The organism is Streptomyces sp. NPDC127097 (genome assembly GCF_042724075.1).
In the GTDB taxonomy this organism is placed as follows: domain Bacteria; phylum Actinomycetota; class Actinomycetes; order Streptomycetales; family Streptomycetaceae; genus Streptomyces.
Window position 1 is genome coordinate 55,869 of sequence record NZ_JBHXFI010000039.1, and the last position, 25,954, is coordinate 81,822.

The following is a 25,954-nucleotide window of genomic DNA, read 5'->3' on the forward strand; positions in this document are numbered from 1 at the left end:
GCTGCCCTACGCACAGCAGAAGGGGGCCTGGGTGGCCGCGCACAACGCCACGCACGCACCGGAGCACGCCCCGGATTCCGTTCGCGACCGCGAGATCGAAGCCGAGCAGACGCATCTGGACCGTGTCTACCGGCGCCTTGAGGAGAAGATCCACGAGGCGGAGTTCCTGATGGACGACGCCGCCAAGCGCGGCCAGGTCGGCACGCCCGGCGCGCTCGCCGAGCGGGACGCCCAGGTCTTCCAGGCCGGCGTCCATCTCCACCGCCTGAATTCCGAGTACGAGGACTTCCTCTTCGGCCGCATCGACCTGCTCCTCGGCAAGGACGGCAAGAAGGGGCCGGACGGCGCCTTCACCTCCGTCGAACCCGCCGACGGCGCGATCGAGAACAACCGCGCCACCATCGCCGAGACGCTGCACATCGGCCGGCTCGGCGTCCTCGACGCGGACTACTCCCCGCTGGTCATCGACTGGCGGGCACCGGCCGCCGCCCCCTTCTACCGGGCCACCCCGGTCGCCCCCGGCCGGGTCGTGCGCCGCCGGGTGATCCGCTCCAAGGGCCGTAAGGTCCTCGGCGTCGAGGACGATCTGATGCGCCCGGAGGTCACCGCGACACTGGACGGCGCGGAGCTGCCGGCGATCGGTGACGGTGCGCTGATGGCCGCCCTGGGCCGGGCCCGCAGCCACACCATGCGGGACATCGTCGCCTCCATCCAGGCCGAGCAGGACAAGGTCATCCGGGCGCCCGCCGCCTCCGTCACCGAGGTCGAGGGCGGCCCCGGCACGGGCAAGACCGCGGTCGCCCTGCACCGCGCCGCCTACCTCCTCTACCAGGACCGCCGCCGCTACGCGGGCGGCATCCTGATCGTCTCCCCGACGCCGCTGCTGGTCGCCTACACCGAAGGCGTGCTGCCGTCGCTGGGCGAGGAGGGCCAGGTCGCCATCCGGGCGCTCGGCTCGCTGGTGGACGGCGCCGAGGCCACCGCCTACGACCCGCCGGCGGTGGCCCGTATCAAGGGCTCCTCGCGGATGCAGAAGCTGCTGCGCAAGGCGGCCCGGGGAGCGCTGGAGCTGGCGGCGCCGGGCGGGCAGCCCACCGGCCCGGCGGCCACCACGGCGGCGAACGGGAACGGCAACGGGAGCGGTGCCAGGGCGGGCGACGGGGCCGGGCACGGGGACGGTGACGCCCAGCTGTCCCTGGACGACCTCTTCGGCGCGGCCGGGAACGCGGCGGACCGGGACCCGGCGGACCGCGACGCGGCCCCCAACGGAAGCCGCCGGAGACGCACCCGGGGCCCGCGCCCCGGCCCGGCCGCGCCCGACGCGGGGGCGCCCACCCAGCTGCGGGTCGTCGCGTTCGGCGGCCGGATCGAGCTGGCGGCCGACGAGCTGCGCGCCATCCGGCAGTCCGCGCTCGGCGGCACCGCGCCGGTCAACCTGCTGCGCCCGCGGGCCCGCCGGCTGATCCTGGACGCCCTGTGGGCCAAGTCGGGTGCCGCGCGCCGCTACACGGACCCCGAGCTCGCCGCCGAGGCCCGCGAGGGCTTCGACGAGGACATCATCACCGAGCCCGACTTCCAGGAGTTCCTGGACGCCTGGTGGCCCGAGCTGACCCCGCGCGGCGTACTGGCCGCCATGGCCGACGAGCGGCTGCTGGGCCGCTGGGCGCGCCGGCTGCTCAACCCCCGCGAGGTACGCCAACTGGCCCGTTCGCTCCAGCGGTTGGACCGGACCGGTCACGGCCCGCTGTCGGTGCACGACGTCGCCCTGCTGGACGAGCTCCAGATGGTCCTCGGCGCCCCGATGCGCCCGGCCCGGCCGCGGGAGGCCGATCCGCTGGACCACCTGACCGGCCTGGAGGAGCTCACGACCTACACCGACCGCAACGGCGGCGGCCGCAGCCGGCGCGAACGGCTGGAGGAGGAGCGCACCGACTACGCCCATGTCATCGTCGACGAGGCACAGGACCTGACGCCGATGCAGTGGCGGATGGTCGGCCGCCGGGGCCGGCACGCGACCTGGACGGTGGTCGGCGACCCCGCGCAGTCCTCCTGGTCCGACCCGGACGAGGCCGCCGTCGCCCGCGACGAGGCGCTCGGCACCCGCCCGCGCCGCCGCTTCACGCTCACCGTGAACTACCGCAATCCCGCGGAGATCGCCGAGCTGGCCGCCCGGGTGCTGGCGCTGGCGATGCCCGGTATGGCGTCCCCGAAGGCGGTCCGCTCCACGGGCCTGGAGCCCCGCTTCGCGCTCGCCGTGGACGGGGAGGGGCCGGACCGGCCCGCCGATGACACGGCGCTGGCGGAGGCCACGGTGGCCGAGGCCGAGCGGCTATTGGGCGAGGTGGACGGCACGGTCGGCGTCGTGGTGGCCATGAACCGCCGTGCGCAGGCCCGCCGTTGGCTGGCCCCGCTCGGCGACCGGGTGGTGGCGCTGGGCTCCCTGGAGGCCAAGGGGCTGGAGTACGACGCGACGTTGGTGGTCTCGCCGGCCGAGATCGCCGATGAGTCCCCGGCCGGCCTGCGGGTCCTGTACGTGGCGCTGACCCGGGCCACCCAGCAGCTGACCGTACTGTCGGCCGGACGGGACGAACCGGACGCGGCGGGAGTGCCCGACCTGCTGCGGGACTGAGCCGCCGGCCGGGCCCGGGCCGGCACCCGTTCGGCGGCCCGCGCCGGGCGTGCGCGCCGCCGTCCGAGGGGTCTTGAAATCGGCCCCGCGGGACGGGATTCGCTTCCGGGGATGGTTTGTTAGCCTGGGTGACGGCACCGGCTCGATCCAAGCCCCCGGGCCCAACCATCGTCGCTACGAGCGACCACTTGCCGCGAGGCGAGCATGGCGGGTCGGTGCCGTTAACGTGAGAGAGGCCCACGTCACCCCGTGACGTGGGCCTCTTTGCTGTGGCTGTGACATCTCGTATGGTGGAAGTCGTTTTCCGAAGTAGCCGCCGCCCGCGAACAAAATGTTCGCAATGCCGGGCGGCTACCGCGTACTCCGCGGTAGGTGCGACGATCGGACGGCAAATTCAGCCACACGGTGAAAGCAGAGGAAGTCGGCCATGGCAACGGCGCCCAGCGTCTCCTACTCGATGACGGTCCGGCTGGAGGTGCCCGCGAGCGGAACCGCGGTCTCCCAGCTCACCACGGCCGTCGAGTCCCACGGAGGCTCGGTGACCGGCCTCGACGTCACGGCTTCCGGCCACGAGAAGCTCCGTATCGACGTCACCATCGCGGCGAGCTCTACGGCCCACGCCGACGAGATCGTCCAGCAGCTGCGCACCATCGAGGGCGTCTCGCTCGGCAAGGTCTCCGACCGTACCTTCCTGATGCACCTCGGCGGCAAGATCGAGATGTCGTCGAAGCACCCGATCCGCAACCGTGACGACCTCTCGATGATCTACACCCCCGGTGTCGCCCGCGTCTGCCAGGCCATCGCCGACAACCCCGAGGACGCCCGCCGGCTGACCATCAAACGCAACAGCGTCGCGGTGGTCACCGACGGCTCCGCCGTCCTCGGCCTCGGCAACATCGGCCCCAAGGCCGCCCTGCCCGTCATGGAGGGCAAGGCGGCCCTCTTCAAGCGCTTCGCCGGCATCGACGCCTGGCCGCTGTGCCTGGACACCCAGGACACCGACGCCATCGTGGAGATCGTCAAGGCCATCGCCCCCGGGTTCGCCGGCATCAACCTGGAGGACATCTCCGCCCCCCGCTGCTTCGAGATCGAGGCGCGGCTGCGTGAGGCCCTGGACATCCCGGTCTTCCACGACGACCAGCACGGCACCGCCATCGTGGTGCTCGCCGCGCTCACCAACGCGCTGCGCGTCGTCGGCAAGAAGACCGAGGACGTCCGGGTCGTGATGTCCGGCGCCGGCGCGGCCGGCACCGCCATCCTCAAGCTGCTGATCGCGGCCGGTGTCCGGCACGCCGTCGTCGCCGACATCCACGGTGTGGTGCACGCCGGCCGTACCGACCTGGTCGACGCCGACCCGGACTCGCCGCTGCGCTGGATCGCCGACAACACCAACCCCGAGGGCGTCACCGGCACCCTCAAGGAGGCCGTGGTCGGCGCGGACGTCTTCATCGGCGTCTCCGCGCCCAACGTCCTGGGCGGCGAGGATGTCGCGAAGATGGCCGAGGGCGCGATCGTGTTCGCACTCGCCAACCCGGACCCCGAGGTCGACCCGGCCGTCGCCCGGCAGACCGCCGCCGTGGTGGCCACCGGCCGCTCCGACTTCCCCAACCAGATCAACAACGTCCTGGTGTTCCCCGGAGTCTTCCGCGGCCTCCTGGACGCCCACTCCCGTACGGTGAACACCGAGATGATGCTGGCCGCGGCCGGAGCCCTCGCGGACGTCGTCCTGGAGGACGAGGTCAACCCGAACTACATCATCCCCAGCGTCTTCAACGAGAAGGTCGCGGGCGCGGTGGCCGGTGCGGTCCGGGAGGCCGCGAAGAGCGGTGACCCGGCTGTGACGGCCACCACGGCGGTCTGAGTACGGCGCGTCGCTGGACACGCCGTCGTTGGGGCCCCCATAGGGTGGCGGGCAGCAAGCGACCGCCGTCCTGTGGGGCCGGCCCGGAGCGGGAATGATACGGAGCGTCACCACTAACGAGGCAGTGGCGCTTTTCGTGTGACCCTCCTGGGTGCCGGATTGGCTTTACCGCCGCAGGTGGGGGCAGGATGCGTAATCGGGCGCGAGGGTCTGGCACCAGACCCGGGTCCGGGGACTGTCCGAGGACCCTGGCAGCATCGGCTTCGATCTCACGCCTCATTGGCAAGAAGAACACGGGAGTACAAACATGAACCGCAGTGAGCTGGTGGCCGCTCTGGCCGATCGCGCCGAGGTGACCCGCAAGGACGCCGACGCCGTTCTGGCCGCCCTCGCCGAGGTGACCGGCGAGGTCGTCGCCAAGGGCGACGAGAAGGTCACCATCCCCGGCTTCCTGACCTTCGAGCGCACCCACCGTGCCGCTCGCACCGCGCGCAACCCGCAGACCGGCGACCCGATCCAGATCCCGGCCGGCTACAGCGTGAAGGTCTCCGCGGGCTCCAAGCTCAAGGAAGCCGCCAAGGGTAAGTAAGACCCTCAGCACGGCATGACAGGGCGGCCATCCCTTCGGGGTGGCCGCCTTTTCGTGTGCCGGGGCGCCCGCAGGGCCGGTCTGGCGTCGTACGGGGCGGCCTCCGCCGTGACGGGGGCGGGCCGGTGCCCGCGAGGCGGTCTGTGCCCGCCCCGGAGGGGCTGGGTGGGGTGAACGGGAAGCCCGCGGGTCTACGTCCGTCAGGCGGGCCGCCACGGCCGTACGGGGGGCTGGTACACGGTGCGGCACGGTCGGGCCCGTGCGCGGCGGGGCCGTGTGCGGGCGGCGTACCCGTCCCGGCGCCGGGCCCTCATACGCTTGTCCGCCCTCACGGCACCGAACTACCTTGCCGGGGTGGATCTCTTCTCACGCTCCTGGACGGCGCTGCGAGCGGTGGTCGCCGGACTCCCGGACGCGGACTTCGCCCGGCCGTGCGGCTGCACCGGCTGGCTCGTGCGGGACCTGGTGTGCCATCTGGTCATCGACGCCCAGGATGTCCTGATCACCTTGGTGAGCCCCGCCGAAACGGAACCCACCCGCGACGCGGTGACCTACTGGGATGTCTCGGCCACGCCGCCGACCGGTGACGACCCGCTCGACGCGCTGACCGTCCGGCTGGCCGCCGCCTACCAGGAGCCGTGGCTGCTCAGGTTCCACCTGGACGACCTCGGCTCCGCGGCCGGCCGTGCCGCCGAACTCGCCGATCCGGACCGCCGGGTCGGCACCCGCGGAGAGGTCCTCACCACGGGCGAGTACCTCTCCGCGTACGTCCTGGAGTGGACGCTGCACCACCTCGACCTGATCGCGCATCTGCCCGACGCGGCGGAACCGCCGGCGGAGGGGCTCGCCCGGTCCCGCGCGATGCTGGAGCAGATCGCCGGGGCCGCGTTCCCCGCGTCGTTCTCCGACCAGGACGCGCTGCTGGTCGGCACCGGACGGCGGGCCCCGACCGAGGCGGAGCAGGCCGAACTGGGCGCATTGGCCGGGAAACTCCCGCTGTACCTCGGGTGCGCGCCCGAATAAGCGGGACGGTGTCAGCGCTGCGCCACGGGGCGCGGGACCGCCGTGCGCGGCGACTGCCGGACGGCACGCAGCCGGGACCGCCGGGCGCACCCGGTCCCGGAGCCATCGGGCGGTACCCCTCCGGGCACCGCCCCTTCGGCGCGGCTCAGTTGGGCAGGGCGCCGTTCGGCAGCTCTACATCGGCGCCGAGTTCGACCAGCTTCTCCATGAAGTTCTCGTAGCCGCGGTTGATCAGGTCGATGCCGTGCACCCGGGAGGTGCCCTGGGCCGCCAGCGCCGCGATCAGATACGAGAAGCCGCCGCGCAGGTCGGGGATGACCAGGTCGGAGCCCTGGAGCTTGGTGGGCCCGGAGACGACCGCGGAGTGCAGGAAGTTGCGCTGGCCGAAGCGGCAGGCGGAGCCGCCCAGGCACTCCCGGTAGAGCTGGATGTGCGCGCCCATCTGGTTGAGCGCGGAGGTGAAGCCGAGCCGGGACTCGTAGACCGTCTCGTGCACGATCGACAGGCCCGACGCCTGGGTCAGCGCGACGACCAGCGGCTGCTGCCAGTCGGTCTGGAAGCCGGGGTGGACATCGGTCTCCAGGGCGATGGCGTTGAGCAGACCGCCCGGGTGCCAGAAGCGGATGCCCTCGTCGTCGATCTCGAAGGCGCCGCCGACCTTGCGGAAGGTGTTGAGGAAGGTCATCATCGACCGCTGCTGCGCGCCGCGGACGTAGATGTTGCCCTCGGTGGCCAGCGCCGCGGACGCCCAGGAGGCCGCCTCCAGGCGGTCCGGGAGGGCGCGGTGGTTGTAGCCGTCGAGTTTGTCGACACCGGTGATCCGGATCGTCCGGTCGGTGTCCATGGAGATGATCGCGCCCATCTTCTGCAAGACGCAGATGAGGTCCTCGATCTCCGGTTCCACGGCGGCGTTCGACAGCTCGGTGACGCCCTCGGCCAGGACGGCGGTCAGCAGCACCTGTTCGGTCGAGCCGACCGACGGGTACGGCAGCCGGATCTTGGTGCCACGCAGTCGGTGCGGCGCCTCCAGATACTGCCCGTCGGCGCGCTTCTCGATCGTCGCGCCGAACTGGCGCAGCACGTCGAAGTGGAAGTCCACGGGCCGGCCGCCGATGTCGCAGCCGCCCAGGCCGGGGATGAAGGCGTGGCCGAGGCGGTGCAGCAGTGGGCCGCAGAACAGGATCGGGATCCGGGAGGAGCCCGCGTGCGCATCGATGTCCGCGACGTTGGCGCTCTCCACGTGCGACGGGTCGAGGATCAGCTCGCCCGGCTCGTCACCCGGGCGCACCGTGACGCCGTGCAGCTGGAGCAGCCCGCGCACCACGCGTACGTCGCGGATGTCGGGCACGTTGCGCAGTCGGCTGGGGCCGCTCCCGAGGAGGGCGGCGACCATGGCCTTGGGCACAAGGTTCTTCGCGCCGCGAACCCGGATCTCGCCCTCGAGCGGGGTGCCGCCGTGGACAAGCAGTACGTCGTCAGTAGAGACGGTCATGGATCTCGCGTTCCTGGAGACGGGCAGGGGCCAAGCTGAAATGGTAAGGGCGCCGGGGGGTGTGCCCGTAGGCCCGTGCACGCTTTGCACATGTAATGGCTTTGTCACAACACGCTCCGCTACGATCAGTCTTTGCTCTGTAATCGCCCTTTGAGGGAATTGCCGGGGAATGTCGTCAATGGACGGTCCGGCGCCAACGGTGTGCGCCGGTGCTGCCGCCGTACGCCCTGCCCTGCTCTCACGCGGGTCCCGGCGTTGACTCCCCGCTCCGGGCAGAAGTGCGGGATCATGTGGCCATGACCGAGGTGTCCTCGCTCACAGGGCGGCTACTCGTCGCGACGCCCGCGCTCGCCGATCCGAATTTCGACCGCGCGGTGGTGCTGCTCCTCGACCACGACGAGGAGGGCTCCCTCGGCGTGGTCCTGAACCGCCCCACCCCGGTCGGGGTGGCGGACATCCTCGCGCCCTGGGCCGCACTGGCCGGTGAGCCGGGAGTGGTCTTCCAGGGCGGACCGGTGTCGCTGGACTCGGCGCTCGGGGTGGCCGTGGTGCCCGGCGGGCTGTCCGGTGAGGGCGGTATCCCGTCGGTGGACAGCGGCGCCCGCCCCCGTGACGACGCCGTGGAGGTCGCCGGCGCACCGGCCGCGGACCGGGCGGGCGTCCAGTCGGGTGACGAGCCGCTGGGCTGGCGCAGGGTGCACGGCGCGATCGGCCTGGTCGATCTGGAGGCGCCTCCGGAACTGCTCGCGGCGGTGCTCGGCAGTCTGCGGATCTTCGCCGGGTACGCGGGCTGGGGGCCGGGCCAGTTGGAGGACGAACTGGTCGAGGGCGCCTGGTACGTGGTCGAATCCGAGCCCGGCGACGTCTCCTCGCCGGACCCGGAGCAGCTGTGGCGCGCGGTGCTGCGTCGCCAACGCAATGAGCTGGCCATGGTGGCCACCTACCCGGACGATCCGTCGCTGAACTGATCGTCGCCGGGGCGGGACTGAACCCGCCCGCCCGGGGCGACGGGCGGCCGGTGCCTCATGACCCCGATTTTGTTGACGACTTGATTATTGTGACGGCTTCGTCATGGGGGATTGTCAGCCCCCGTCGCTATGGTGCGGGATGACAGGGGACGGTGCGCGGCCGCGTCGGCGGGGCCGCGCTGGACACACGGGGAGAGGCCATGCACAGGCCGAGCGTGCCCGAGGATCTGGACCACCCGGCGCGCCTGTGGGCGCGCGCCGCGACGCTGGCGGTAGTGGCGGCCGCCGTGGACGACGGGGACGAATTCTCCTGGAGCGACCAGGGATTGCAGTGCTGGAACGTCGGCGGAAGCTACTGGTGGCGGCTGAAGATGTTCGAGGGCGGCCGGGCCCTGCTGTGCGGCCAGGACTCCGACGGCAGTCACACGCACAGCGGAGGCCGGCAGATCGACTTCCTGGACGGCGGCCCCGCGTGGCTGCCTTGGGAGGAGCTGCGGGAGGACGCCGACGGCAATCTCTTCGGCTTCGTCTACTGGTGGCAGGACGGCGCCTGGGCCCGCGCGCCGTACCCCGGGAAGATGCCGGACGACGGCCTGGAGACGGCCATGAGCTGGGTCGCGCCCGGTGACGACGCGGTCCGGGAGATCGCCGAGGACCTCATGGCCCGTACGGAGACCGAGGTCGATGCGGTGGGCGCGGTCCGCGCCTTCCTCACCGCCGCCGAGGCCCGCACGGTCGGCGCCCAGGACATCGCCACCCTGCTCGACACGGTCTGCGGTCAGGACACCTGGTACGAGGTCCGGCCGGACGCCGCGCTGGCGTTCGCCACGGAGCTGGGGCTGACGGCCGGGGACCGGGGCGGGATGGCGGTGGCTTCGTAGCCGGCCGGGCAGCGCGGCCGGTTCGGTGCTGGGCCGGCCGGTGCTCGGGGCCGGGCCGGCGCCGTACGCGCTGCCCCGGGTGGCGGCGGGTGGCGGCCACCGGGTCCGGCGCTCCTCCTGGCGGTGGGCCGACGCTCCCGGGTTGTCGCGCGCGTGAGTACCCTTGGCTGTTATGAGCACTGTTGAGCCCGAGCGCGGGGCAGGTACGGGGACCCTCGTAGAGCCGACACCGCAGGTGTCGCACGGCGACGGCGACCACGAGCGCTTCGCCCATTACGTCCAGAAAGACAAGATCATGGCGAGCGCGCTCGACGGTACCCCCGTCGTCGCGCTGTGCGGCAAGGTCTGGGTTCCGGGTCGCGACCCGAAGAAGTACCCGGTCTGCCCCATGTGCAAGGAGATCTTCGAGTCCATGGGCGCCGGTGGCGACAAGGACAAGGGCGGCAAGGACGGCGGCAAGAAGTAGCCGCGGCGGACCGTGCCCCCCCCCGGGCCGGTCCTGCCCGTCCGTCAGCGCATGAGCCCGGCCGCGCGCCCGGCCGTACGCGCTCAGCTCCTGCCATGAGCACAGCGGAGCCGCAGGACACGGTCCTCGTCCTGCGGCCGCGCCACCCCGCCTCGGGTACGGGCCCGGATCCCTCGCGGACCGGGCCCGTCCGCGTGCCCGGCCGCGCCTTCGGGTGAAACGGGCGCACGGTCCGCAGCCGCCGCACCGGACCGGGGAACGGCCGCCGTCCCGGCACCCGGGCGCACAACCGCCCATGGGCGCCCCGGAATTACCCGACCCGCGCCCCTGCTCCTCTTTCCGGCTCCCCGCTTCCCGCTCCTTGCTTCCCGCTCTTGCTCTCCGCGTACGCGGGCAGGTCTCTGCGTACGCGGGCAGTCTTCTCCGTGCGCGGGCAGGTCTTCTGCATACGCGTCGCTGGTCTTCTGCGTACTCCACAGGCCGGAACGGTCCCGGGCCGGCCGGTCGGCACGGTGAAGGATGGACGGTATGCCGGATACGTACCTCACCCCCACGGCACCGGGCGGCGGCCTGGTCCCGGCACCGCTGAGCATCGACGGGCCCGGCCGCGGCACCGTCCGGCTGGGCGCGGACACCGCGTTGGCGGCCGGGCCCGGTACCGAGGACACCGCGCGCTGGCTGCGCGACACCCTCGGCGCGGCCTTCGGTCTCCCGCTGCCGCCCGGCTCCGGCACGGCGCCGGACACCCTCGCCCTCGCCCTCGACCCGGCCCTGCCCCCGGAGGGCTACCGGCTGGCGGCCGACGCCCGTTGGGGCGTACGGATCACCGGCGGCGGCCCGGCCGGCGTCTTCTGGGGAGCGCAGACGCTGCGGCAGCTCCTAGGACCGCACGCCTTCCGCCGGGCGCCGCTCGCACCGGGGTGCCCGGCCGTCCTGCCGGAACAGACCATCGAGGACGGCCCCCGCTTCGCCTGGCGCGGCATGCTGCTGGACGTCGCCCGGCACTTCCTGCCCAAGGACGGGGTGCTGCGCACTCTCGACCTGCTCGCCGCCCACAAGCTCAATGTCCTGCACCTCCACCTCACTGATGACCAGGGCTGGCGGATCGAGATCAGGCGCTACCCGAAGCTGACCGAGGTCGGCGCCTGGCGGGAGCGCACCAAACTCGGCCACCGTGCCTCTCCGTTGTGGGACGAGCGCCCGCACGGCGGCTACTACACCCAGGACGACCTCCGCGAGATCGTCGCCTACGCCGCCCAGCGGCATATCACCGTCGTCCCCGAGATCGACATCCCCGGACACTCGCAGGCCGCCATCGCCGCGTACCCCGAACTCGGCAACACCGACGCCATCGACACCACCTCCCTGAAGGTCTGGGACACGTGGGGCGTCAACCCCAACGTACTGGCCCCCACTGACACCACCCTGCGGTTCTACGAGCACGTCCTGGACGAGGTCCTCGGCCTCTTCCCCTCGCCGTTCGTGCACATCGGCGGCGACGAGTGCCCCAAGGACCAGTGGCGGGCATCCGCCACCGCCCAGGCGCGGATCGCCGAACTGTCGCTGGCCGACGAGGACGAACTACAGAGCTGGTTCATCCGGCACTTCGACCGCTGGCTCACCGGCCGCGGCCGGCGGCTGATCGGCTGGGACGAAATCCTGGAGGGCGGACTGGCCCCGGGCGCCGCGGTCTCCTCCTGGCGCGGCTACGCGGGCGGTATCGCAGCCGCGAAATCCGGCCATGACGTCGTCATGTGTCCCGAGCAGCAGGTGTATCTGGATCACCGTCAGCACCCCTCCCCGGACGAGCCGGTGCCGATCGGCTTCGTACGGACCCTGGAGGACGTCTACCGCTTCGAGCCGGTACCACCGGAGCTCACGGCCGAGCAGGCCGCGCACGTCCTGGGCACCCAGGCCAATGTCTGGACCGAGGTCATGGACAGTCAGCAGCGCCTCGACTACCAGGTCTTTCCCCGGCTGGCCGGGTTCGCCGAGGTCGCCTGGTCCCGGCTGCCCGCCCCGGCCGCGCGCGACTACCAGGACTTCACCCGGCGGATGGCTGCCCACTACACCCGCCTCGACGCCCTCGGTGTCGGCTACCGCCCGCCCGGCGGCCCCCTCCCGTGGCAGAAACGCCCCGGCGTGCTCGGACGCCCGATCGACGGGGCGCCCCCAAACGTGTGAGCCCGGAGGCAAGGAAGGCGCTCGTGCGGCCGGTCCCTGGGACGGTGGTGCGGTACGGCGGTTCCCCCGCGCCGCCGTACCGCACCACCGCCGCAACGACGGTGTGCGCCCCGCCGGACGCCTCCGCCGACGCACCGCAGCGCAGTTCCGCACCGCCGCGGCGGCCGAAACCGGACCAGCAGCCTGTTCGGGGACGGATCGTCCCTTCGTGGACCCTCGCGCCGGGGGCCCGGGAAGATGTGCCAGAGTTGCCACGTCCGGGCTGTGAGCACGTACCGTACGGCGGAGCGGAACTGCCGGGACACCGGGGAAGGGGCAGCTGGCTTGACCACGCACGCACCGCACGCGTCGCACACGGTGACGTTGCCGGACTCGCTCGACGAGGCGGTGGCGGCGCTCACCGCCATGCCCGCCGCCGTGCCCGTCGCGGGCGGCACCGATCTCATGGCGGCGGTCAACGCCGGACTCCTCAGACCCGCGGCCCTGGTGGGCCTCGGCCGGATCAGCGAGATCCGGGGCTGGCAGTACCTGGACGGCCATGCGCTGCTCGGTGCCGGCCTGACCCTCGCCCGTATGGGACGACCCGACTTCGCCGCCCTGATCCCCGGACTGGCCGCCGCCGCCCGCGCGGCCGGCCCGCCGCAGGTCCGCAACGCCGGCACCCTCGGCGGCAACATCGTGACCTCCGCCCCCACGGGCGACACCCTCCCGGTGCTCGCCGCCCTGGAGGCCACGGTGATCATCGCCGGCCCCAAGGGCAGCCGCCGCGAGATCCCGGTCAGCCACCTGCTGGCCGGCCGGGAGATGCTGAGCCCCGGCGAACTCGTCGGCTTCGTACGGGTGCCGCTGCTGCACGCCCCGCAGGCATTCCTCAAGGCCACCGGCCGCACCGGCCCCGGGCGTGCCACCGCCTCGGTGGCGCTCGTCCTGGACCCGGCCCGGCGCGGGGTGCGCTGCGCGGTGGGCGCGGTCGCCGCCATGCCGCTGCGCCCCCTGGAGGCCGAGCAGTGGGTGGCCTCGCTCATCGACTGGGACGGCGAACGCGGCCTGGTGCCCGAGGCGCTGACGGCCTTCGGCGACTATGTCGCGGCCGCCTGCATCCCGGACCCGGCACCACCCGAGGACGGTTCGGAACCGGCCACCCTGCCGCCCGCCGCCCTGCACCTTCGCCGTACGGTGGCAGCCTTGGCCCGCCGCGCACTCGGGAGGGCGCTCTCATGAGCGAGCGCAGTGCGGGGGCCGCCCCGGTCGGAGACCGGTGGATCGTCATCGAAAGGTGCGCGCCTCGCGAATGCGAGGCCGGGCGAAGTGAGGGCTCGGCATGAGCGACGCAGACAACCGCCATCCGTACCAGCCGCACCCTGAACAGGGCTGGCAGCCGCTGCCCCAGGGCGGCGAGTACGAGTCGGAGGCGACGGCCTTCGTGCAGCTCCCGGAGGGCTTCACCACCGGGGTGTACGGCGGCGGGTCGCCCCGGTACAACACCCCGGGCCCCGAGCCGCTCGCCGCACCCGGCCATGGCTACACCCCGCCCTCCTCCTTCGGCTCGCACCCCGACACCCCGCCGGCCGCGGACGCGGGCGGCGACCCCTCGACCACCGCCCAGTGGACGATGCCCTTCGCGGACTCCTCGGCCGGTTACGCGGACCCGGCCGCCGGATATCCCACCCACACGGGGCACGCGCCCCACCACGACCCCTCCGCGGGCTACCAGGGCGGCGCGCCCGAGGCGGCCCAGCCCTGGGGCGGCGACGCCGTGGACTGGCCCGTGGCGGGCAGCCCGGAGGCGGGCGCCACCGGCTCCTGGTCGGTCCCCGCGGCGGCGGACGACGGACTGGAGGAGTCCGGCGAGTACCTGGTCGGCGAGGACGGTCTGACGGGTCATACGGGACTTACGGGCGGCCACCCGGGCCTCCCCGGCCATCCGGGGCATCCAGGCCATCCTGGGCATCCGGGTGTTACGGGGCACGGTGCCGCCGACGGCTACCACGGCGGCGGATACCCGGGCGCCGGTGCGTACGGGGACGCCGGGAACGCGGCGGACGCGGGCGAGTCCGCCCCGACCGGGCACTGGAACTTCACCACCGGGCTGAGCGCCACGAGCGCGCCGGAGACGCACCCGGGGGAGGCGCAGGACGCGGCGCACGGCGGAGCTGCGCACGACCCCTTCGGCGGCCCTGAGGACGCCCCGTACGCGCACGAGGGCGGTCTGCCGGGGCACGGCACCGAGCCGGGCGGCGAACTGCGCGGAGACGGCGGCCCGTCGGCCGGCGACCCGTACGTCACGGGCGCGGGCGGCCGGAACGCCGGGGCCGGCGACGCGACCGGACACTGGTCGCTGCCCGCCGACGCGCTCGCCCAGTGGCCGCCGCCCGCGGAGCCGGCGCAGCCGTCGCACGACGCGGCACCGCACCCGCAGGAGGCCGCGGAACGTCCCGACGGGGCGGCGGACGCGACCGGCGGGGGCGGCTGGACGATCCCGGTGGCCGAGGGCGAACCGCACGAGCACTCCGGCGAGTTCGCGCGCCTCGATGCGACCGGGCGGCCCGCCTCGCCCGCCGTCCAGGAGGCCGACGGCGCGGCGGACGCTCCGACGGAGACCGCGGAGCCCACCACGCACACCGAGCCCGCTGCGCACACCGAGCCCGCTGCGCACCACGAGTCTGCTGCGCACCACGAGCCCGACGAGTTCGCGGACCGCACCGGCACCGCCGGCCCGGTGGACGCCACCGGCGAACGCGCGGAGCCACACGACACCACTGCCGCCAACGCCGCCGGTTCGCCCGGCGCCGCCGCCGAGCACCCTGCTGACCGGACCCCCGCCGCTACCGAGGAGCCCACAGAGACCGGGGCACCCACGGGGGCCGACGCGGGCGCCGAGGACCACGCCGGCCTCGTCGAGGGGCTCGCCGCCGCCGCGCAGACCTCCGACCTCGCGGCCGACCCCGGCTTCGACGACCACGACGAACACCCCGCCGCCTCCTACGTCCTGCGCGTGAACGGCATCGACCGGCCGGTCACCGACGCCTGGATCGGCGAGTCGCTGCTCTATGTGCTGCGCGAGCGGCTCGGACTGGCCGGCGCCAAGGACGGCTGCTCACAGGGCGAGTGCGGAGCCTGTTCCGTCCAGGTGGACGGCCGCCTGGTGGCGTCCTGCCTGGTGCCCGCGGCCACCACGGCGGGCAGTGAGGTCCGTACCGTCGAGGGGCTCGCGGAGAACGGTGTGCCCTCCGACGTGCAGCGCGCGCTCGCCGCGTCAGGGGCGGTGCAGTGCGGCTTCTGCGTACCGGGGATGGCGATGACCGTCCACGACCTCCTGGAGGGCAACCACGCCCCCAGCGAGCTGGAGACCCGCAAGGCGCTGTGCGGCAACCTGTGCCGCTGCTCCGGCTACCGGGGAGTGCTGGACGCCGTCGGCGAGGTCGTCAAGGCCCGTGTGGAGGCCGCCGAGGCCGGCTACGCGCCCGCGGACGAACCGGACGGGGCGGCGCCCGCGGACACCGCCCGCATTCCCCACCAGGCGGGCCCCGCCGACGAAACGGGCCACGCCCCGCACGACCACGATCGGCACACGGGAGGCTCCGCATGAGGGAGCACAGCATGGGGGGCTCCCCGGCCGGAGGCCGGGGGAGCATCGGGGAGCGGCGCGCGCCGAGCGTAAGCGGGGCCGGGCGAAGCGAGGTTTCGGCATGAGTGGCACGTCCGACGGCGCGGGCGCCGTCACCGCGACCCCCGCGGCGGGTGTCCCGGTCCCCGACGAGCCGCCGCCGCACGGCCTGGGCGTCTCGCTGCCGCCCGCCGACGCGCCGGCGAAGACCGAGGGCACCTTCCCGTACGCCGCCGACCTGTGGGCCGAGGGGCTGCTGTGGGCGGCGGTGCTGCGCTCGCCGCACCCGCGCGCGCGGATCCTGTCCATCGACACCAAGCACGCGGTGGAGATGCCGGGCGTACGCGTCGTCGTCACGCACGAGGACGTCCCCGGTGACGCGGGGCACGGGCGGGGCACCGCCGACCGCCCGGTGTTCGCCAAGGACGAGGTCCGCCACCACGGGGAGCCGATCGCCGCGGTGGCCGCCGAGCACCCCGACACGGCACGGCTGGCCGCCGCCGCCATCGCCGTCGAATACGAGGTCCTGGACGCGGTCACCGATCCCCAACTGGCCTTCGAGGCCGAGCCGCTGCACCCGGACGGCAACCTCATCCGGCACATCCCGCTCCGCTTCGGCGACGCCGAGGCCGTCGGCGAGGTGATGGTCGAGGGGCTCTACCGGATCGGCCGGCAGGACCCGGCGCCCATCGGGGCCGAGGCCGGGCTCGCGGTGCCGCGCCCCGATGGCGGCGTGGAGATCTACACCGCCTCCACGGACCCGCACACCGACCGCGATCTGGCCGCCGCCTCCTTCGGCCTCGAACCGGAGCAGGTCAAGGTCGTGGTGACCGGCGTCCCCGGCGCCACCGCCGACCGCGAGGACCCCGGCATCCAGCTCTCGCTCGGCCTGCTGGCGCTGCGTACGGGCTGCCCCGTCAAGCTCGCCGCCACCCGGGAGGAGTCCTTCCTCTCGCACGCCCACCGCCACCCCACGCTGCTGCGCTACCGCCACCACGCGGACGCCGACGGCAAGCTGGTCAAGGTGGAGGCGCAGATCCTCATGGACGCCGGCGCCTACGCCGACACCTCCGCCGACGCGCTCGCCGCCGCGGTGTCGTTCTCCTGCGGCCCGTACGTCGTCCCGCACGCCGTCGTCGACGGCTGGGCGGTCCGCACCAACAACCCGCCGTCCGGCCATGTGCGCGGCGAGGGCGCGATGCAGGTCTGCGCCGCCTATGAGGGCCAGATGGACAAGCTGGCCGCCCGACTGGGCCTGGAGCCCGACGAGATCCGGCTGCGCAACGTCATGGCCACCGGCGATCTGCTCCCCACGGGGCAGACCGTGACCTGCCCCGCCCCGGTCGCCGAACTTCTGCACGCCGTCAAGGAAGCGCCGCTTCCCGAGCTGCCCAAGGACGCGCCCGAAGCGGAATGGCTGCTGCCGGGCGGGCCCGAAGGGGCGGGCGAGCCGGGCGCGGTACGCCGGGGCGTCGGCTACGGGCTGGGCATGGTGCACATGCTCGGCGCGGAGGGCACCGATGAGGTCTCCACCGCGACCGTCAAGGTCAGCGGCTCGGCCGCCACCGTCATCTGCGCCGCCGTCGAGACCGGCTCCGGATTCTCCACGCTGGCGCGGCAGATCGTGCAGGAGACGCTCGGCATCGAGGACGTGCAGGTCGCGGGCGTCGACACCGACCAGCCGCCGGCCGGAGCGGCCTGCCACGGGCGGCACACCTGGGTCTCCGGCGGCGCCGTCGAGCGCGCCGCCAAGATGGTCCGCACCCAGCTGCTCCAGCCGCTGGCCCACAAGTTCGGGATGTCCACCGAGCTGCTTCAGATCAACGACGGCAAGATCACCTCGTACGACGGGGTGCTCAGCACGACCGTCACGGAGGCCCTGGACGGCAAGGAACTGTGGGCCACCGCCCAGTGCCGGCCGCATCCGACCGAGCCGCTGGACGAGAGCGGCCAGGGCGATGCGTTCGTCGGCCTCGCCTTCTGCGCGATCCGCTGCGTCGCCGATGTCGACATCGAGCTCGGCACCATCCGGGTCGTGGAGATGACCGTCGCCCAGGATGTGGGCCGGGTGCTCAACCCCCGCCAGCTGCGGGCCCGTATCGAGGCCGGGGTCACCCAGGGCATGGGCGCCGCCCTGATGGAGAATTTGCGTACCACCCGCGGCCAGGTCCGCCACCCCGACCTGACCGGTTACGCACTGCCGACCGCCTTGGACGCCCCCGAGATCCGCATCGTCAAACTGGTCGAGGAGCGCGACGTGATCGCCCCCTTCGGCGCCAAGCCCGCCAGCGCGGTCCCGGTCGTCACCTCACCCGCCGCCGTGGCCTCCGCGGTCCGCGCCGCCACCGGCCGCCCCATCGGCCGCCTCCCGATCCGCCCCCAGGCGGCGGTGGCGCAGGTGGTGCAGCAGTAGGAGCGGGATGGGGCGAGGCGAGGCGGGGCGGTTGGGGCCGCGCGCCTTTGGGGTTGGCTGCTCGCCCCCTTGGGTTTTTCCCCGCCGCCCACCCCCCTTCGGGGGGTGGGCGGGTGTATGTGGGTCGGTTTCAGGTGGCGCGCGTACGTGGGGGTTTGGGGGTGGGGGGCGCGCCTGTGCCTGTGGACGGGGCGTGGGGGTGCGTGGCTGGGGCCTGGGCGTGCGTGTGTGAGGGTGCGGCGTGGGCGGGGCGTGCGTTGGGGGTGCGACGTGGGCGGGCGCCTGCGTGTGGCTGGGGCGTGGGCGGGCGCCTGCGTGCGGGTGTGGCGTGGGGCGTCCTGCGCGCTGAACCGATGCGTGGCGGGTGCGGCGTGGAGCTTCCCGCGTACTGAGCCGATGCGCGGGGCCGATGATCGTGCACCAAAGTTGCCAGGTGTGGTGTCCGTGCGCCGACGCCGCTGTGGCCGGTGGTCGTGGCGGATCGGTGTGCGTGAGTGGCTGCGTATCCGTTCCGGGCTGGGTGGGTGCCTCGTGCCGGCTTTCTCTGGGATCGGGCGATGACCTGGGGTTTCACGGTCCGTCACGGAGATTGTCAGTGGGGTCACTTAGAGTGATTTCCGGTGGGCGGGATGGCGTCGTGCGAGGGGAGGGAAACGGCCTTGTGGGGGCAAACGGCTTGCGGGGAGCGGGAATTGGAGGATGCTGGGGCGGCCGGAGTGGGCGCCGGGCTGTCGTGGGGATCGCGGGGATCGCAGGGGTTCGCGAGGTCGAGGGGGAGCGGGATGCCGCAGGAGTGGGCGGGGGAGTCCGGGCGGGACCGGGCTGTGGAGCAGTACGTCCAGGAGTTGTTGGTGCGCCGGCCGGGCGGCCGGCCCGAGTTGCCTGCCACGCTGCTGCTGGGGCCGCGTGGCAGCGGTAAGACGACGGTGCTGCGCCATCTGGCGGACTGGGCCCGGCGGGCACCGGTGGCCCGGCTCGATCTGGCGGCGCTGGGCCAGGAGGGCCGTAAACCGATCGATGTGCTGGCCGCGTTGGTCTTCCAGCTCAACGAGAAGAAGAGGGACTTCCCCCGGCTGAGCTTCCCGGCGTTCGGGCTGCTGACGATCGCGGTCGCGGCGCGGATGGACGCGGCCGACCGGGACGCCGCCGTACGGCAGATGGAAGAGGCGCTGGTCGGACCGCCGGGCAGTCGGACGGAGGTGATCAACCAGCTTGCCACGTACGCCGCGACGGTCCTGGGCGCCCCGACCGCGGTCACCGCCGCGCTGCCGCTGCTGCCGGAGTGGCGGCGTCACTGGGTGCGGCTGCGGGTGCGCTGGCAGCTGGCGCGTATCCGGCGCCGCAGCCGTGGCGGCGGTTCCGTCGACGGCTTTCTGGTCGATCTCAACCAGCGTTACGGCGACCGCGAGGCGGCCGAGCGGCAGCGGGCCGAGGCGGTGCTCTTCGACGCCTTCCTGGACGATCTGCGGCGGGCGTACGGCTCGCGTGGCGGCGACAAGCGGCGTACGACGCAGTGTCTGGTGCTGCTGGACAACGTCGACAGTCCGCTGGGCAACGACTTCCTCAAGGCGCTGCTGGACGCCCGGCGGAAGGCCGGGGCGGCCGATCCGCTGTTGGTGCTCGCCACCGCCGGGAGCTATCCGGCGGCGCTGGAGGGCTTTGCGTTCGGGGGGCCGCGGCGGCCCGGTGCGCTGCCCGGCCGGTGGCCCGCGCAGGAGGAGCGGTTCGTTCCGGAGCAGGTCGTGAAGGGGCTGGTGGTGGGCCGGTTACGCGATCTGGTCCGGCACGAGGTCGAGCAGCAGGCCAAGGAGGCGCTGCGGTCGGCCGGCCGCCGGGTGCCGGTGCCGGCCGCCGACAACGGTGTGCAGTGGCTGGGCTGGGCGGTGCATGAGATCACCCGTGGCCATCCGGCGGGCACCGCACAGCTGTTGGCGGCCCTGCTGGAGTGCCCGGCGGACGCGGGCTGGGAGGCCCGGCTGCGGCAGGTCCTTCAGCCCTCCTCGGAGCTGGTCGACGCCCTGCTGGAGCGGCTGTTGCCGATCGATGCCAGCGGCGAGCTGATGCAGGCGCTGGCCCGGGGCGCGGCCGCCGTCGACCTGGCCCAGGCGCAGGCGGGCCGGGTGCTGTGGGACGAGTCGAGCGCCCGCGTCCAGGAGGAGTTCAACGACTTCTGTACGGACGTGCTGCGCACCATGCATCTCGACAGCGGTGACGAGGAGTCCGACGGCCGGACGGAAACTCCCCACCCGCTGCTGCGTCTGCTGTTGTTGCGACGGCTCGCCGCGGTCCCCGAGCCCGATGCCGGGGCGGGGGGAGCGGCCGGGGGCGGCGACGGGGCGGCCGGTGTCCGGGGACGGCGGACGGTGCATGCCGCGCTGCGGGACCGGGCGGCCGCCGCGGGGGAGGAGGCCACCGCCGCCTACCACGCGCTGGCGGGCGGCGATCTCGCCGCGGCGGCCGCCTATCTGGACGACGCGTTCGGCCGGGTCGCACCGGAGGAGTGGTGCGCCGACCTGTGCCGGCTGCGGCGCGCCCCGCTCGCCGAAACCGGCCCGGCCCTCGACCAGCCGTTGTGGGAGCGCTACGAGCGGCTGGTGGAGCACCTCGGCGAGGGTGCCGTGGAGCAGCGGCTGCGCACGATCACCCGGTTGCTCGCGGCGGTCTGGATCGGCCCCGAGCCGCCGGACGATCCCCGTACGGACCGGGTCGGCGATCCGTATCGCGATCCGCTCGGCGACCCCGGGGCCGAGTTGTACGGCGAGATCCAGGCCCGCTTCCACACCCTCGCCGTGCATGCCGACAGCGTGCCGTGGACCTCGGCGCTGCTGCGGAAGGCGAAGCAGTACGGAAAGGAGCCGTGGCTGTGAGCACCCGTGTCTTCGAACCGCCCCGGCCGCCGCGGCGCTGGGGCCTGTGGATCATCTCGGTGCTGGTGGCGGCGGCGGTCGTGGTCGCCGGCGTGGTGCAGATCGTCGAGACGAACGGACGGTGCGGGGAGGGCGTCCGTGAGGTGGCCGACGGCGAGTGCGTGGGCGTCACGGACGGTGCGTACGCCTTCGGGAACATGAAGGCGCTCAGCGGCAAGATACGCGCCGAGAACGCCAAGGTCGTCAAGTCCGGGGACCCCTCGGTCACCATCGCCTATCTGGAGGCCATGGCGGGCGGTTCCGCGGACCGCGGGCCGGAGGCCACCCGGCAGGCCGTCAGCGGCGCCTACCTCGCCCAGCGCACACTGAACGCCGAGCGCTCGACCCTCCCCAAGATACGGCTGCTGCTCGCCAACACCGGCCGCGGCGACCGCCATTGGCGCCCGGTCGTCGACCAGCTCATCGCCATGAAGGACAAGGAGCACCTGGTCGCGGTGGCGGGCTTCGGGCAGAGCAACGACCGGACGATGAGCGCCGTGAAGCGGCTGCGGGCCGCCGGGCTGCCGATGGTCGGGGCGACGGTGGCGGCGGACGGGCTGAGTTCCCGTACGGCCGGGTTCTACCGGGTCTCCTTCCCCAACCGCGACCAGACCGCGGCCGCCGCCGGCTACCTCAAGGAGCAGCAGCGCAGGCACCCCGGCTACCGCGTCCAGGTGATCCGGGACGGCAACGAGAAGGACGACTACAACACCTCGCTCTACGAGGACTTCTCGGCGGCGGCGCGGCGCGCGGGTCTCGACGTGGACGACGAGGTCATCCCGTTCCGTTCCGGGGAGGACGAGGAGGCGACGGCGGGCAACGCGCTGTCCCTGGTCGCCGACAAGGTCTGCGGCGGCCCGAAGCCGCCGGACGTGGTGTATTTCGCCGGCCGGGGGCGGGAACTGCGCCGGTTCATCGAGGCGGCCGGCGAGGGCGGCCGGCACTGCCGTACGACGGTGCTCTCCGGCTCCAGTGCGCTGGGCGTCTACTTCGACACCGGAGGCGACCGGCACCGCGCCGAGCTCGCCACCCTCGCCGCGCGCTGGAAGGACAGCCAACTGACCGTCTATTACACCGCGTTCACCCACCCCGCGATACCCAAGGAGGTCTACGGCGGCGCCGGGAACGGCCCGTTCGCGGGCTTCGAGCGGGCCTACCGCGAAGAGGTCGGCGGCCCCACCACCGACCTCGCCAGCGGCCAGGCGATGCTCGGCCATGACGCCACGTACACCATCGGCAAGGCGGCCCGGAACGCCGTCGGCGTCTACGGCACCCGCCAGGTCACCGCCCGTATGGTCCTGGCCCTGCTGGAGCAGACCAACGGCAGGTCCCGGGTCCGTGGCATCAGCGGCTACATAGCCTTCGACCCGGACACCGGCGAACCGGTGGAACGCCCACTGGCCCTGGTGGAACTGCGCCGCCCGACGGACTCCGGCGAGGCCGGCGACATCTACCGCTTCGTGGCCGCGCTGTCCGTCGGCCGGTAGGGGGCAGGAAGGGGGAGCGGTCCGGGCGGCGGCTTAGCCGGTGAAGAGCCGGGAGGCAGCGGGGGGCCCGAGCGCGATAGGGGCGCCGAGCGGACCGGTGGTGCCGCGCGGGCCCTCGGCGCCGAGCGCGTCCGGAGGCGGTCCCCACAGGGGTTGGGGCCGCCTCCGGACGCCGCACGGGGTCCCGTGCAGGGCACGGGACCCTGCGGGGCGTGGAGGCCGTGGCGGGATTCGAACCCACGTAACTCGCTTTGCAGGCGAGCCCCTGAACCACTCGGGCACACGGCCGGGGTGCGGTGCTGTCCCGACTGTAGGCCGCGGGGCGGGGGGCCCGGCAAGGGTGTGGGGCGGGGTGCCATGAGGTTGCAATGTGGGGAAACACGGGGAAACACGGGGTGCGGGGTTCGTGGAGACGGGCTGCGGGGGCGTCCCGGCGGGGGCCTCACGTCGCGTGCAGGAAGCCCTCCACCAGCGGTCCGAACACTTCCGGTTCGTCCACCCATGGGTAGTGGCCGACACCGTGCAGGGGGTGCACCTGGGCGTCGGGGAAGGAGGCGGCCACCAGTTCGCCCGCTTGCATGCCGGTCACGCCGTCCCGGTCGCCGGTGACCACCAGCACCGGGCAGATCACCTCGCGCAGCCCTGCCAGCAGGGTCAGCCGCAGCTGCTCGTCCACGCCCTGCCAGAAGCCGGCCCGTGGCACCGGTCCCAACTGCTCGCCCTCCGTGGCGGCATGGGCCCGCTGCGGTTCGTCCCAGCGGCCGTAGGCGAGCGGTGCCGCGGCGAACAGCAGCTCCCGTACCTCGCTCAGATCGGTGGCCTCGGTCAGCTGCTCCAGTGCTACCGAGGCTTCCGGCCACCACTCCTCGGCACGGCGGGCCTCGAAGATCTCCCGTGCGTCGTCGGGGAGTTCGCCCTGCAACCGGGAGCCGGGGCAGACCAGCACCAGCCGGGTCAGCCGCTGCGGGTACCCCGCCGCGTACGCCTGCGCGACAGCGGCGCCCGCGTCGTGCGCGAGCAGCGCGAACCGCTCCAGGCCCAGATGCGCCCGGAGCGCCTCCAGGTCCTCGGCGAGCTGCGGGAAGGCATAGCGGGCCGGGTCGGCGGCGGACGGGGAGGCGCCGGTGCCGCGGCTGTCGGGAAGGATCAGCTGCCGGTGCACGGCCAGGCCGCCGAGGTCGCCCAGATAGGCGGCGTCCCGCCCGGGTCCGCCGGCCAGGCACACCAGGGGCGGCAGCGGGGAGTCGGCCGGGCCGAGCACGCGGTAGTGGAGCTCGGCATCGTCGTACGTACGGAAGTGCGGCATATGGACAGCCTGCCCGACGTGTGGCGATGCAGGCGGGGCGGCGGGCGGCGGCGGGGCGACGGCGGTCCGGGCGGGCTCGGCGGCGTAGGACCGATGACCGAGCCGATCCCCGTCCTCCGCCAGGGGCGTCACCGTCGTACGGCCCTTACGGTGGCCCGATGACCGCTGACCGCTCGCACGACATCGGCACCGGCGCCGGCATGGGTAGTGGCACGGGCACTGGCACTGGCGCCGGCCCCCACCTAGGCGCCGACGAGGGTGCCGGCCTCGGAATCGGCACCGCCGAGGGCACCGACGCCGCACTCGGCGCCGAGGGCACCGACGCCGCACCGGGGGCGATGACCCCCGCCGCACCCGGGGCGATGACCCCCGCCGAATCCGGCACGGAGTCCACTGCCGCACCCGGCGCAGAGATCACCGCCACGCCCGTGGCGGAGCCCATCGCCATCCCCGTGGCGGAGTCCACCGCCACCCTCATCGCGGAGTCCACCACCCCCGGCCACCCCACTCAGGCCGCCGACGACAGCGGCGGTGGCGGTGGCGGCGCTGGCGGGCCGGACGGCGGCATCCTCGGCCGGGCCTACCGGGCGCTCACCCTCGGCATCATCTCCGTCGTCTCGCTCGTCGCCTTCGAGGCCAGCGCCGTGAACACCGCGATGCCGGTCGCCGCCCGTGCCCTGGACGGCATCGGGCTGTACGCCTTCGGCTTCTCCGCGTTCTTCACGGCGAGTCTGTTCGCGATGGCGCTCGCGGGGGAGTGGAGCGACCGGCGCGGGCCGCTCGGGCCGCTGTTCACCGGGATCGCCGCGTTCGGGACGGGGCTGCTGATCGCGGGCGCCGCCCGGAGCATGGGGATGTTCATCGTGGGCCGCGGGGTCCAGGGCATCGGCGGCGGGCTGGTGGTGGTCTCGCTCTACGTGGTCGTCGGGCGCGCCTACCCCGAGCGGCTGCGGCCGTCGATCATGGCGTCGTTCTCGGCGGCCTGGGTGCTGCCGGTGATCGTCGGCCCGCTGGTCGCCGGGACCGTCACCGAACACCTCGGCTGGCGCTGGGTCTTCCTCGCCATCCCTGTCCTGATACTGCTGCCGCTCGCGGTGATGCTGCCCGCGCTGCGCACCCTGCCACGGACCCGGCCGGGCCCGCCGGGCGGCGTACGGCAGGTGCTGGGCAGCCGGCGCTGTCTGCTCGCGCTGGCCGTCGCGGTGGGCGCCTGTCTGCTGCAATACGCGGGCCAGCACCCGGCCTGGACCGCGCTGTTGCCCGCGGCCGTCGGCCTGGTACTGCTGGCGCCCGGCATCGTGCGGCTGCTGCCCCGCGGTACGTTCCGGGCGGCGCGCGGCCTGCCGAGCGTGGTGCTGCTGCGCGGGCTGGCCGCCGGGGCGATGGTCGCCGCCGAGAGCTTCATCCCGCTGATGCTGGTCACCCAGCGCGGACTCTCCGCCACCCTCGCCGGGCTCTCGCTCACCGGCGGCGGCCTGACCTGGGCCCTCGGCTCGTACGTACAGAGCCGGCCGCGCCTGGAACCGCACCGGGAACGGCTGATGGTCCTGGGCATGGTGCTCCTCGCGCTGGCCATCGCGCTGGTGCCGCTGGCGTTGCTCGACGGCGTGCCCGTCTGGATCGTCGCGGTGGCCTGGACGATCGGCGGCCTCGGCATGGGCCTGAACATCTCCAGCGCCGGCGTCCTGCTCCTCAAGCTGTCCCGCCCCGAGGAGGCCGGCAGCAACTCGGCGTCCCTACAGATGTCGGACGCGCTCGGCAATGTGACGTTCGTCGGCCTGGGCGGTGTGTTGTTCGTCGCGTTCGGCGGGGGGAGTGGCTCCGCGAGCCACTCCGTGGCGTTTGTGGCCGTGTTCGCGACGATGGCGGCGGTTGCGCTTACGGGAGCGGTAGCGGCTTGCCGCGTTAGGTAGTTGGCCCACGTTGTCGGCTTTCCCGCCTTTCCGCTGCGCTTTGCCTTCGGCCCACGTTTTCGGCTTTCCCGCCGTGGTTGTTGCTCGCCGTTGCTCCCCCACTGCCTGAAGGGCGTGGGAGGTACCCCCACGCGGCGGGCTGGGTCCGCTGCGCGGGGCTGTGGGTGCGGTGACGGGCCTCCGGGGCCTGGTGTGTGGACTGCTTCGCTTTACGTCCACACACCAGGCC

At 73.5% G+C, this 25,954-nt stretch carries 16 protein-coding genes and 1 tRNA gene; 14 read left to right on the top strand and 3 right to left on the bottom strand.

Features of this window, described 5'->3' with window-relative positions:
* Window positions 1-31 precede the first annotated feature (31 nt).
* The 4 genes from ACFWJW_RS25985 (at window position 32) to ACFWJW_RS26000 (ending at window position 6,102) form a co-directional block, all read left to right on the top strand.
* On the top strand, window positions 32-2,629 hold the full coding sequence (locus ACFWJW_RS25985; protein WP_387245912.1) for a HelD family protein: 2,598 nt from the start codon (window positions 32-34) through the stop codon (window positions 2,627-2,629).
* 427 nt (window positions 2,630-3,056) lie between these two features.
* Window positions 3,057-4,490 carry an NAD-dependent malic enzyme gene (locus ACFWJW_RS25990; protein ID WP_387245914.1) on the top strand — a complete coding sequence of 478 codons (1,434 nt, stop codon included), beginning with the start codon at window positions 3,057-3,059 and terminating at the stop codon, window positions 4,488-4,490.
* 307 nt (window positions 4,491-4,797) lie between these two features.
* Window positions 4,798-5,079: an HU family DNA-binding protein gene (locus ACFWJW_RS25995; RefSeq protein ID WP_006605312.1), complete on the top strand. Its 282-nt coding sequence runs from the start codon at window positions 4,798-4,800 to the stop codon at window positions 5,077-5,079.
* 354 nt (window positions 5,080-5,433) lie between these two features.
* Window positions 5,434-6,102 carry a maleylpyruvate isomerase N-terminal domain-containing protein gene (locus ACFWJW_RS26000; protein ID WP_387245916.1) on the top strand — a complete coding sequence of 223 codons (669 nt, stop codon included), beginning with the start codon at window positions 5,434-5,436 and terminating at the stop codon, window positions 6,100-6,102.
* Window positions 6,103-6,247: 145 nt separating this feature from the next.
* On the opposite strand, the gene murA is transcribed toward ACFWJW_RS26000, so the two are convergent.
* Window positions 6,248-7,594 carry a UDP-N-acetylglucosamine 1-carboxyvinyltransferase gene (gene murA / locus ACFWJW_RS26005; RefSeq protein WP_387245918.1) on the bottom strand — a complete coding sequence of 449 codons (1,347 nt, stop codon included), beginning with the start codon at window positions 7,592-7,594 and terminating at the stop codon, window positions 6,248-6,250.
* 296 nt (window positions 7,595-7,890) lie between these two features.
* Here murA and ACFWJW_RS26010 point away from each other — a divergent pair, with 296 nt between their 5' ends.
* The 9 genes from ACFWJW_RS26010 to ACFWJW_RS26050 all read left to right on the top strand — a co-directional run bounded on the left by ACFWJW_RS26010 (window position 7,891) and on the right by ACFWJW_RS26050 (window position 22,506).
* Window positions 7,891-8,562, top strand: coding sequence for a YqgE/AlgH family protein (locus tag ACFWJW_RS26010; RefSeq protein WP_387245920.1), 672 nt, complete (start codon window positions 7,891-7,893; stop codon window positions 8,560-8,562).
* Window positions 8,563-8,762: 200 nt separating this feature from the next.
* Window positions 8,763-9,443, top strand: coding sequence for a hypothetical protein (locus ACFWJW_RS26015; RefSeq protein ID WP_387245922.1), 681 nt, complete (start codon window positions 8,763-8,765; stop codon window positions 9,441-9,443).
* A 172-nt stretch (window positions 9,444-9,615) separates the two neighbouring features.
* Window positions 9,616-9,909 carry a DUF3039 domain-containing protein gene (locus tag ACFWJW_RS26020; protein ID WP_078568732.1) on the top strand — a complete coding sequence of 98 codons (294 nt, stop codon included), beginning with the start codon at window positions 9,616-9,618 and terminating at the stop codon, window positions 9,907-9,909.
* A gap of 528 nt (window positions 9,910-10,437) precedes the next feature.
* On the top strand, window positions 10,438-12,093 hold the full coding sequence (locus ACFWJW_RS26025; protein WP_387245924.1) for a beta-N-acetylhexosaminidase: 1,656 nt from the start codon (window positions 10,438-10,440) through the stop codon (window positions 12,091-12,093).
* Between the two features lie 324 nt (window positions 12,094-12,417).
* Window positions 12,418-13,314 carry an FAD binding domain-containing protein gene (locus ACFWJW_RS26030; RefSeq protein WP_387245926.1) on the top strand — a complete coding sequence of 299 codons (897 nt, stop codon included), beginning with the start codon at window positions 12,418-12,420 and terminating at the stop codon, window positions 13,312-13,314.
* Between the two features lie 100 nt (window positions 13,315-13,414).
* Window positions 13,415-15,682, top strand: coding sequence for a 2Fe-2S iron-sulfur cluster-binding protein (locus ACFWJW_RS26035; RefSeq protein ID WP_387245928.1), 2,268 nt, complete (start codon window positions 13,415-13,417; stop codon window positions 15,680-15,682).
* Window positions 15,683-15,782: 100 nt separating this feature from the next.
* On the top strand, window positions 15,783-18,113 hold the full coding sequence (locus ACFWJW_RS26040; protein WP_387245930.1) for a xanthine dehydrogenase family protein molybdopterin-binding subunit: 2,331 nt from the start codon (window positions 15,783-15,785) through the stop codon (window positions 18,111-18,113).
* A gap of 782 nt (window positions 18,114-18,895) precedes the next feature.
* Complete coding sequence (locus tag ACFWJW_RS26045) at window positions 18,896-20,980, top strand: ATP-binding protein (protein ID WP_387245932.1); 2,085 nt, start codon at window positions 18,896-18,898, stop codon at window positions 20,978-20,980.
* Window positions 20,977-22,506: an ABC transporter substrate-binding protein gene (locus tag ACFWJW_RS26050; protein ID WP_387245934.1), complete on the top strand. Its 1,530-nt coding sequence runs from the start codon at window positions 20,977-20,979 to the stop codon at window positions 22,504-22,506. The genes ACFWJW_RS26045 and ACFWJW_RS26050 overlap by 4 nt, the downstream gene beginning before the upstream one ends.
* Before the next feature lie 213 nt (window positions 22,507-22,719).
* On the opposite strand, the gene ACFWJW_RS26055 is transcribed toward ACFWJW_RS26050, so the two are convergent.
* Both ACFWJW_RS26055 and ACFWJW_RS26060 read right to left on the bottom strand, forming a co-directional pair.
* Window positions 22,720-22,794: transfer RNA gene (locus ACFWJW_RS26055), tRNA-Cys, on the bottom strand.
* Between the two features lie 154 nt (window positions 22,795-22,948).
* Entirely contained in the window at window positions 22,949-23,812 is an 864-nt protein-coding gene (locus ACFWJW_RS26060) for an alpha/beta fold hydrolase (protein WP_387245936.1), read from the bottom strand.
* Between the two features lie 158 nt (window positions 23,813-23,970).
* Here ACFWJW_RS26060 and ACFWJW_RS26065 point away from each other — a divergent pair, with 158 nt between their 5' ends.
* Window positions 23,971-25,725 carry an MFS transporter gene (locus ACFWJW_RS26065; RefSeq protein ID WP_387245938.1) on the top strand — a complete coding sequence of 585 codons (1,755 nt, stop codon included), beginning with the start codon at window positions 23,971-23,973 and terminating at the stop codon, window positions 25,723-25,725.
* Window positions 25,726-25,954 lie beyond the last annotated feature (229 nt).

Coding starts and splice junctions, on each gene's coding strand:
- ACFWJW_RS26040 (WP_387245930.1), top strand. CDS start 15,783: ATGAGTGGCACGTCCGACGGCGCGGGCGCCGTCACCGCGACCCCCGCG.
- ACFWJW_RS26010 (WP_387245920.1), top strand. CDS start 7,891: ATGACCGAGGTGTCCTCGCTCACAGGGCGGCTACTCGTCGCGACGCCC.
- ACFWJW_RS26035 (WP_387245928.1), top strand. CDS start 13,415: ATGAGCGACGCAGACAACCGCCATCCGTACCAGCCGCACCCTGAACAG.
- ACFWJW_RS26015 (WP_387245922.1), top strand. CDS start 8,763: ATGCACAGGCCGAGCGTGCCCGAGGATCTGGACCACCCGGCGCGCCTG.
- ACFWJW_RS26045 (WP_387245932.1), top strand. CDS start 18,896: ATGCCGCAGGAGTGGGCGGGGGAGTCCGGGCGGGACCGGGCTGTGGAG.
- ACFWJW_RS26065 (WP_387245938.1), top strand. CDS start 23,971: ATGACCGCTGACCGCTCGCACGACATCGGCACCGGCGCCGGCATGGGT.
- ACFWJW_RS25990 (WP_387245914.1), top strand. CDS start 3,057: ATGGCAACGGCGCCCAGCGTCTCCTACTCGATGACGGTCCGGCTGGAG.
- ACFWJW_RS26060 (WP_387245936.1), bottom strand. CDS start 23,812: ATGCCGCACTTCCGTACGTACGACGATGCCGAGCTCCACTACCGCGTG.
- murA (WP_387245918.1), bottom strand. CDS start 7,594: ATGACCGTCTCTACTGACGACGTACTGCTTGTCCACGGCGGCACCCCG.
- ACFWJW_RS25995 (WP_006605312.1), top strand. CDS start 4,798: ATGAACCGCAGTGAGCTGGTGGCCGCTCTGGCCGATCGCGCCGAGGTG.
- ACFWJW_RS26025 (WP_387245924.1), top strand. CDS start 10,438: ATGCCGGATACGTACCTCACCCCCACGGCACCGGGCGGCGGCCTGGTC.
- ACFWJW_RS26020 (WP_078568732.1), top strand. CDS start 9,616: ATGAGCACTGTTGAGCCCGAGCGCGGGGCAGGTACGGGGACCCTCGTA.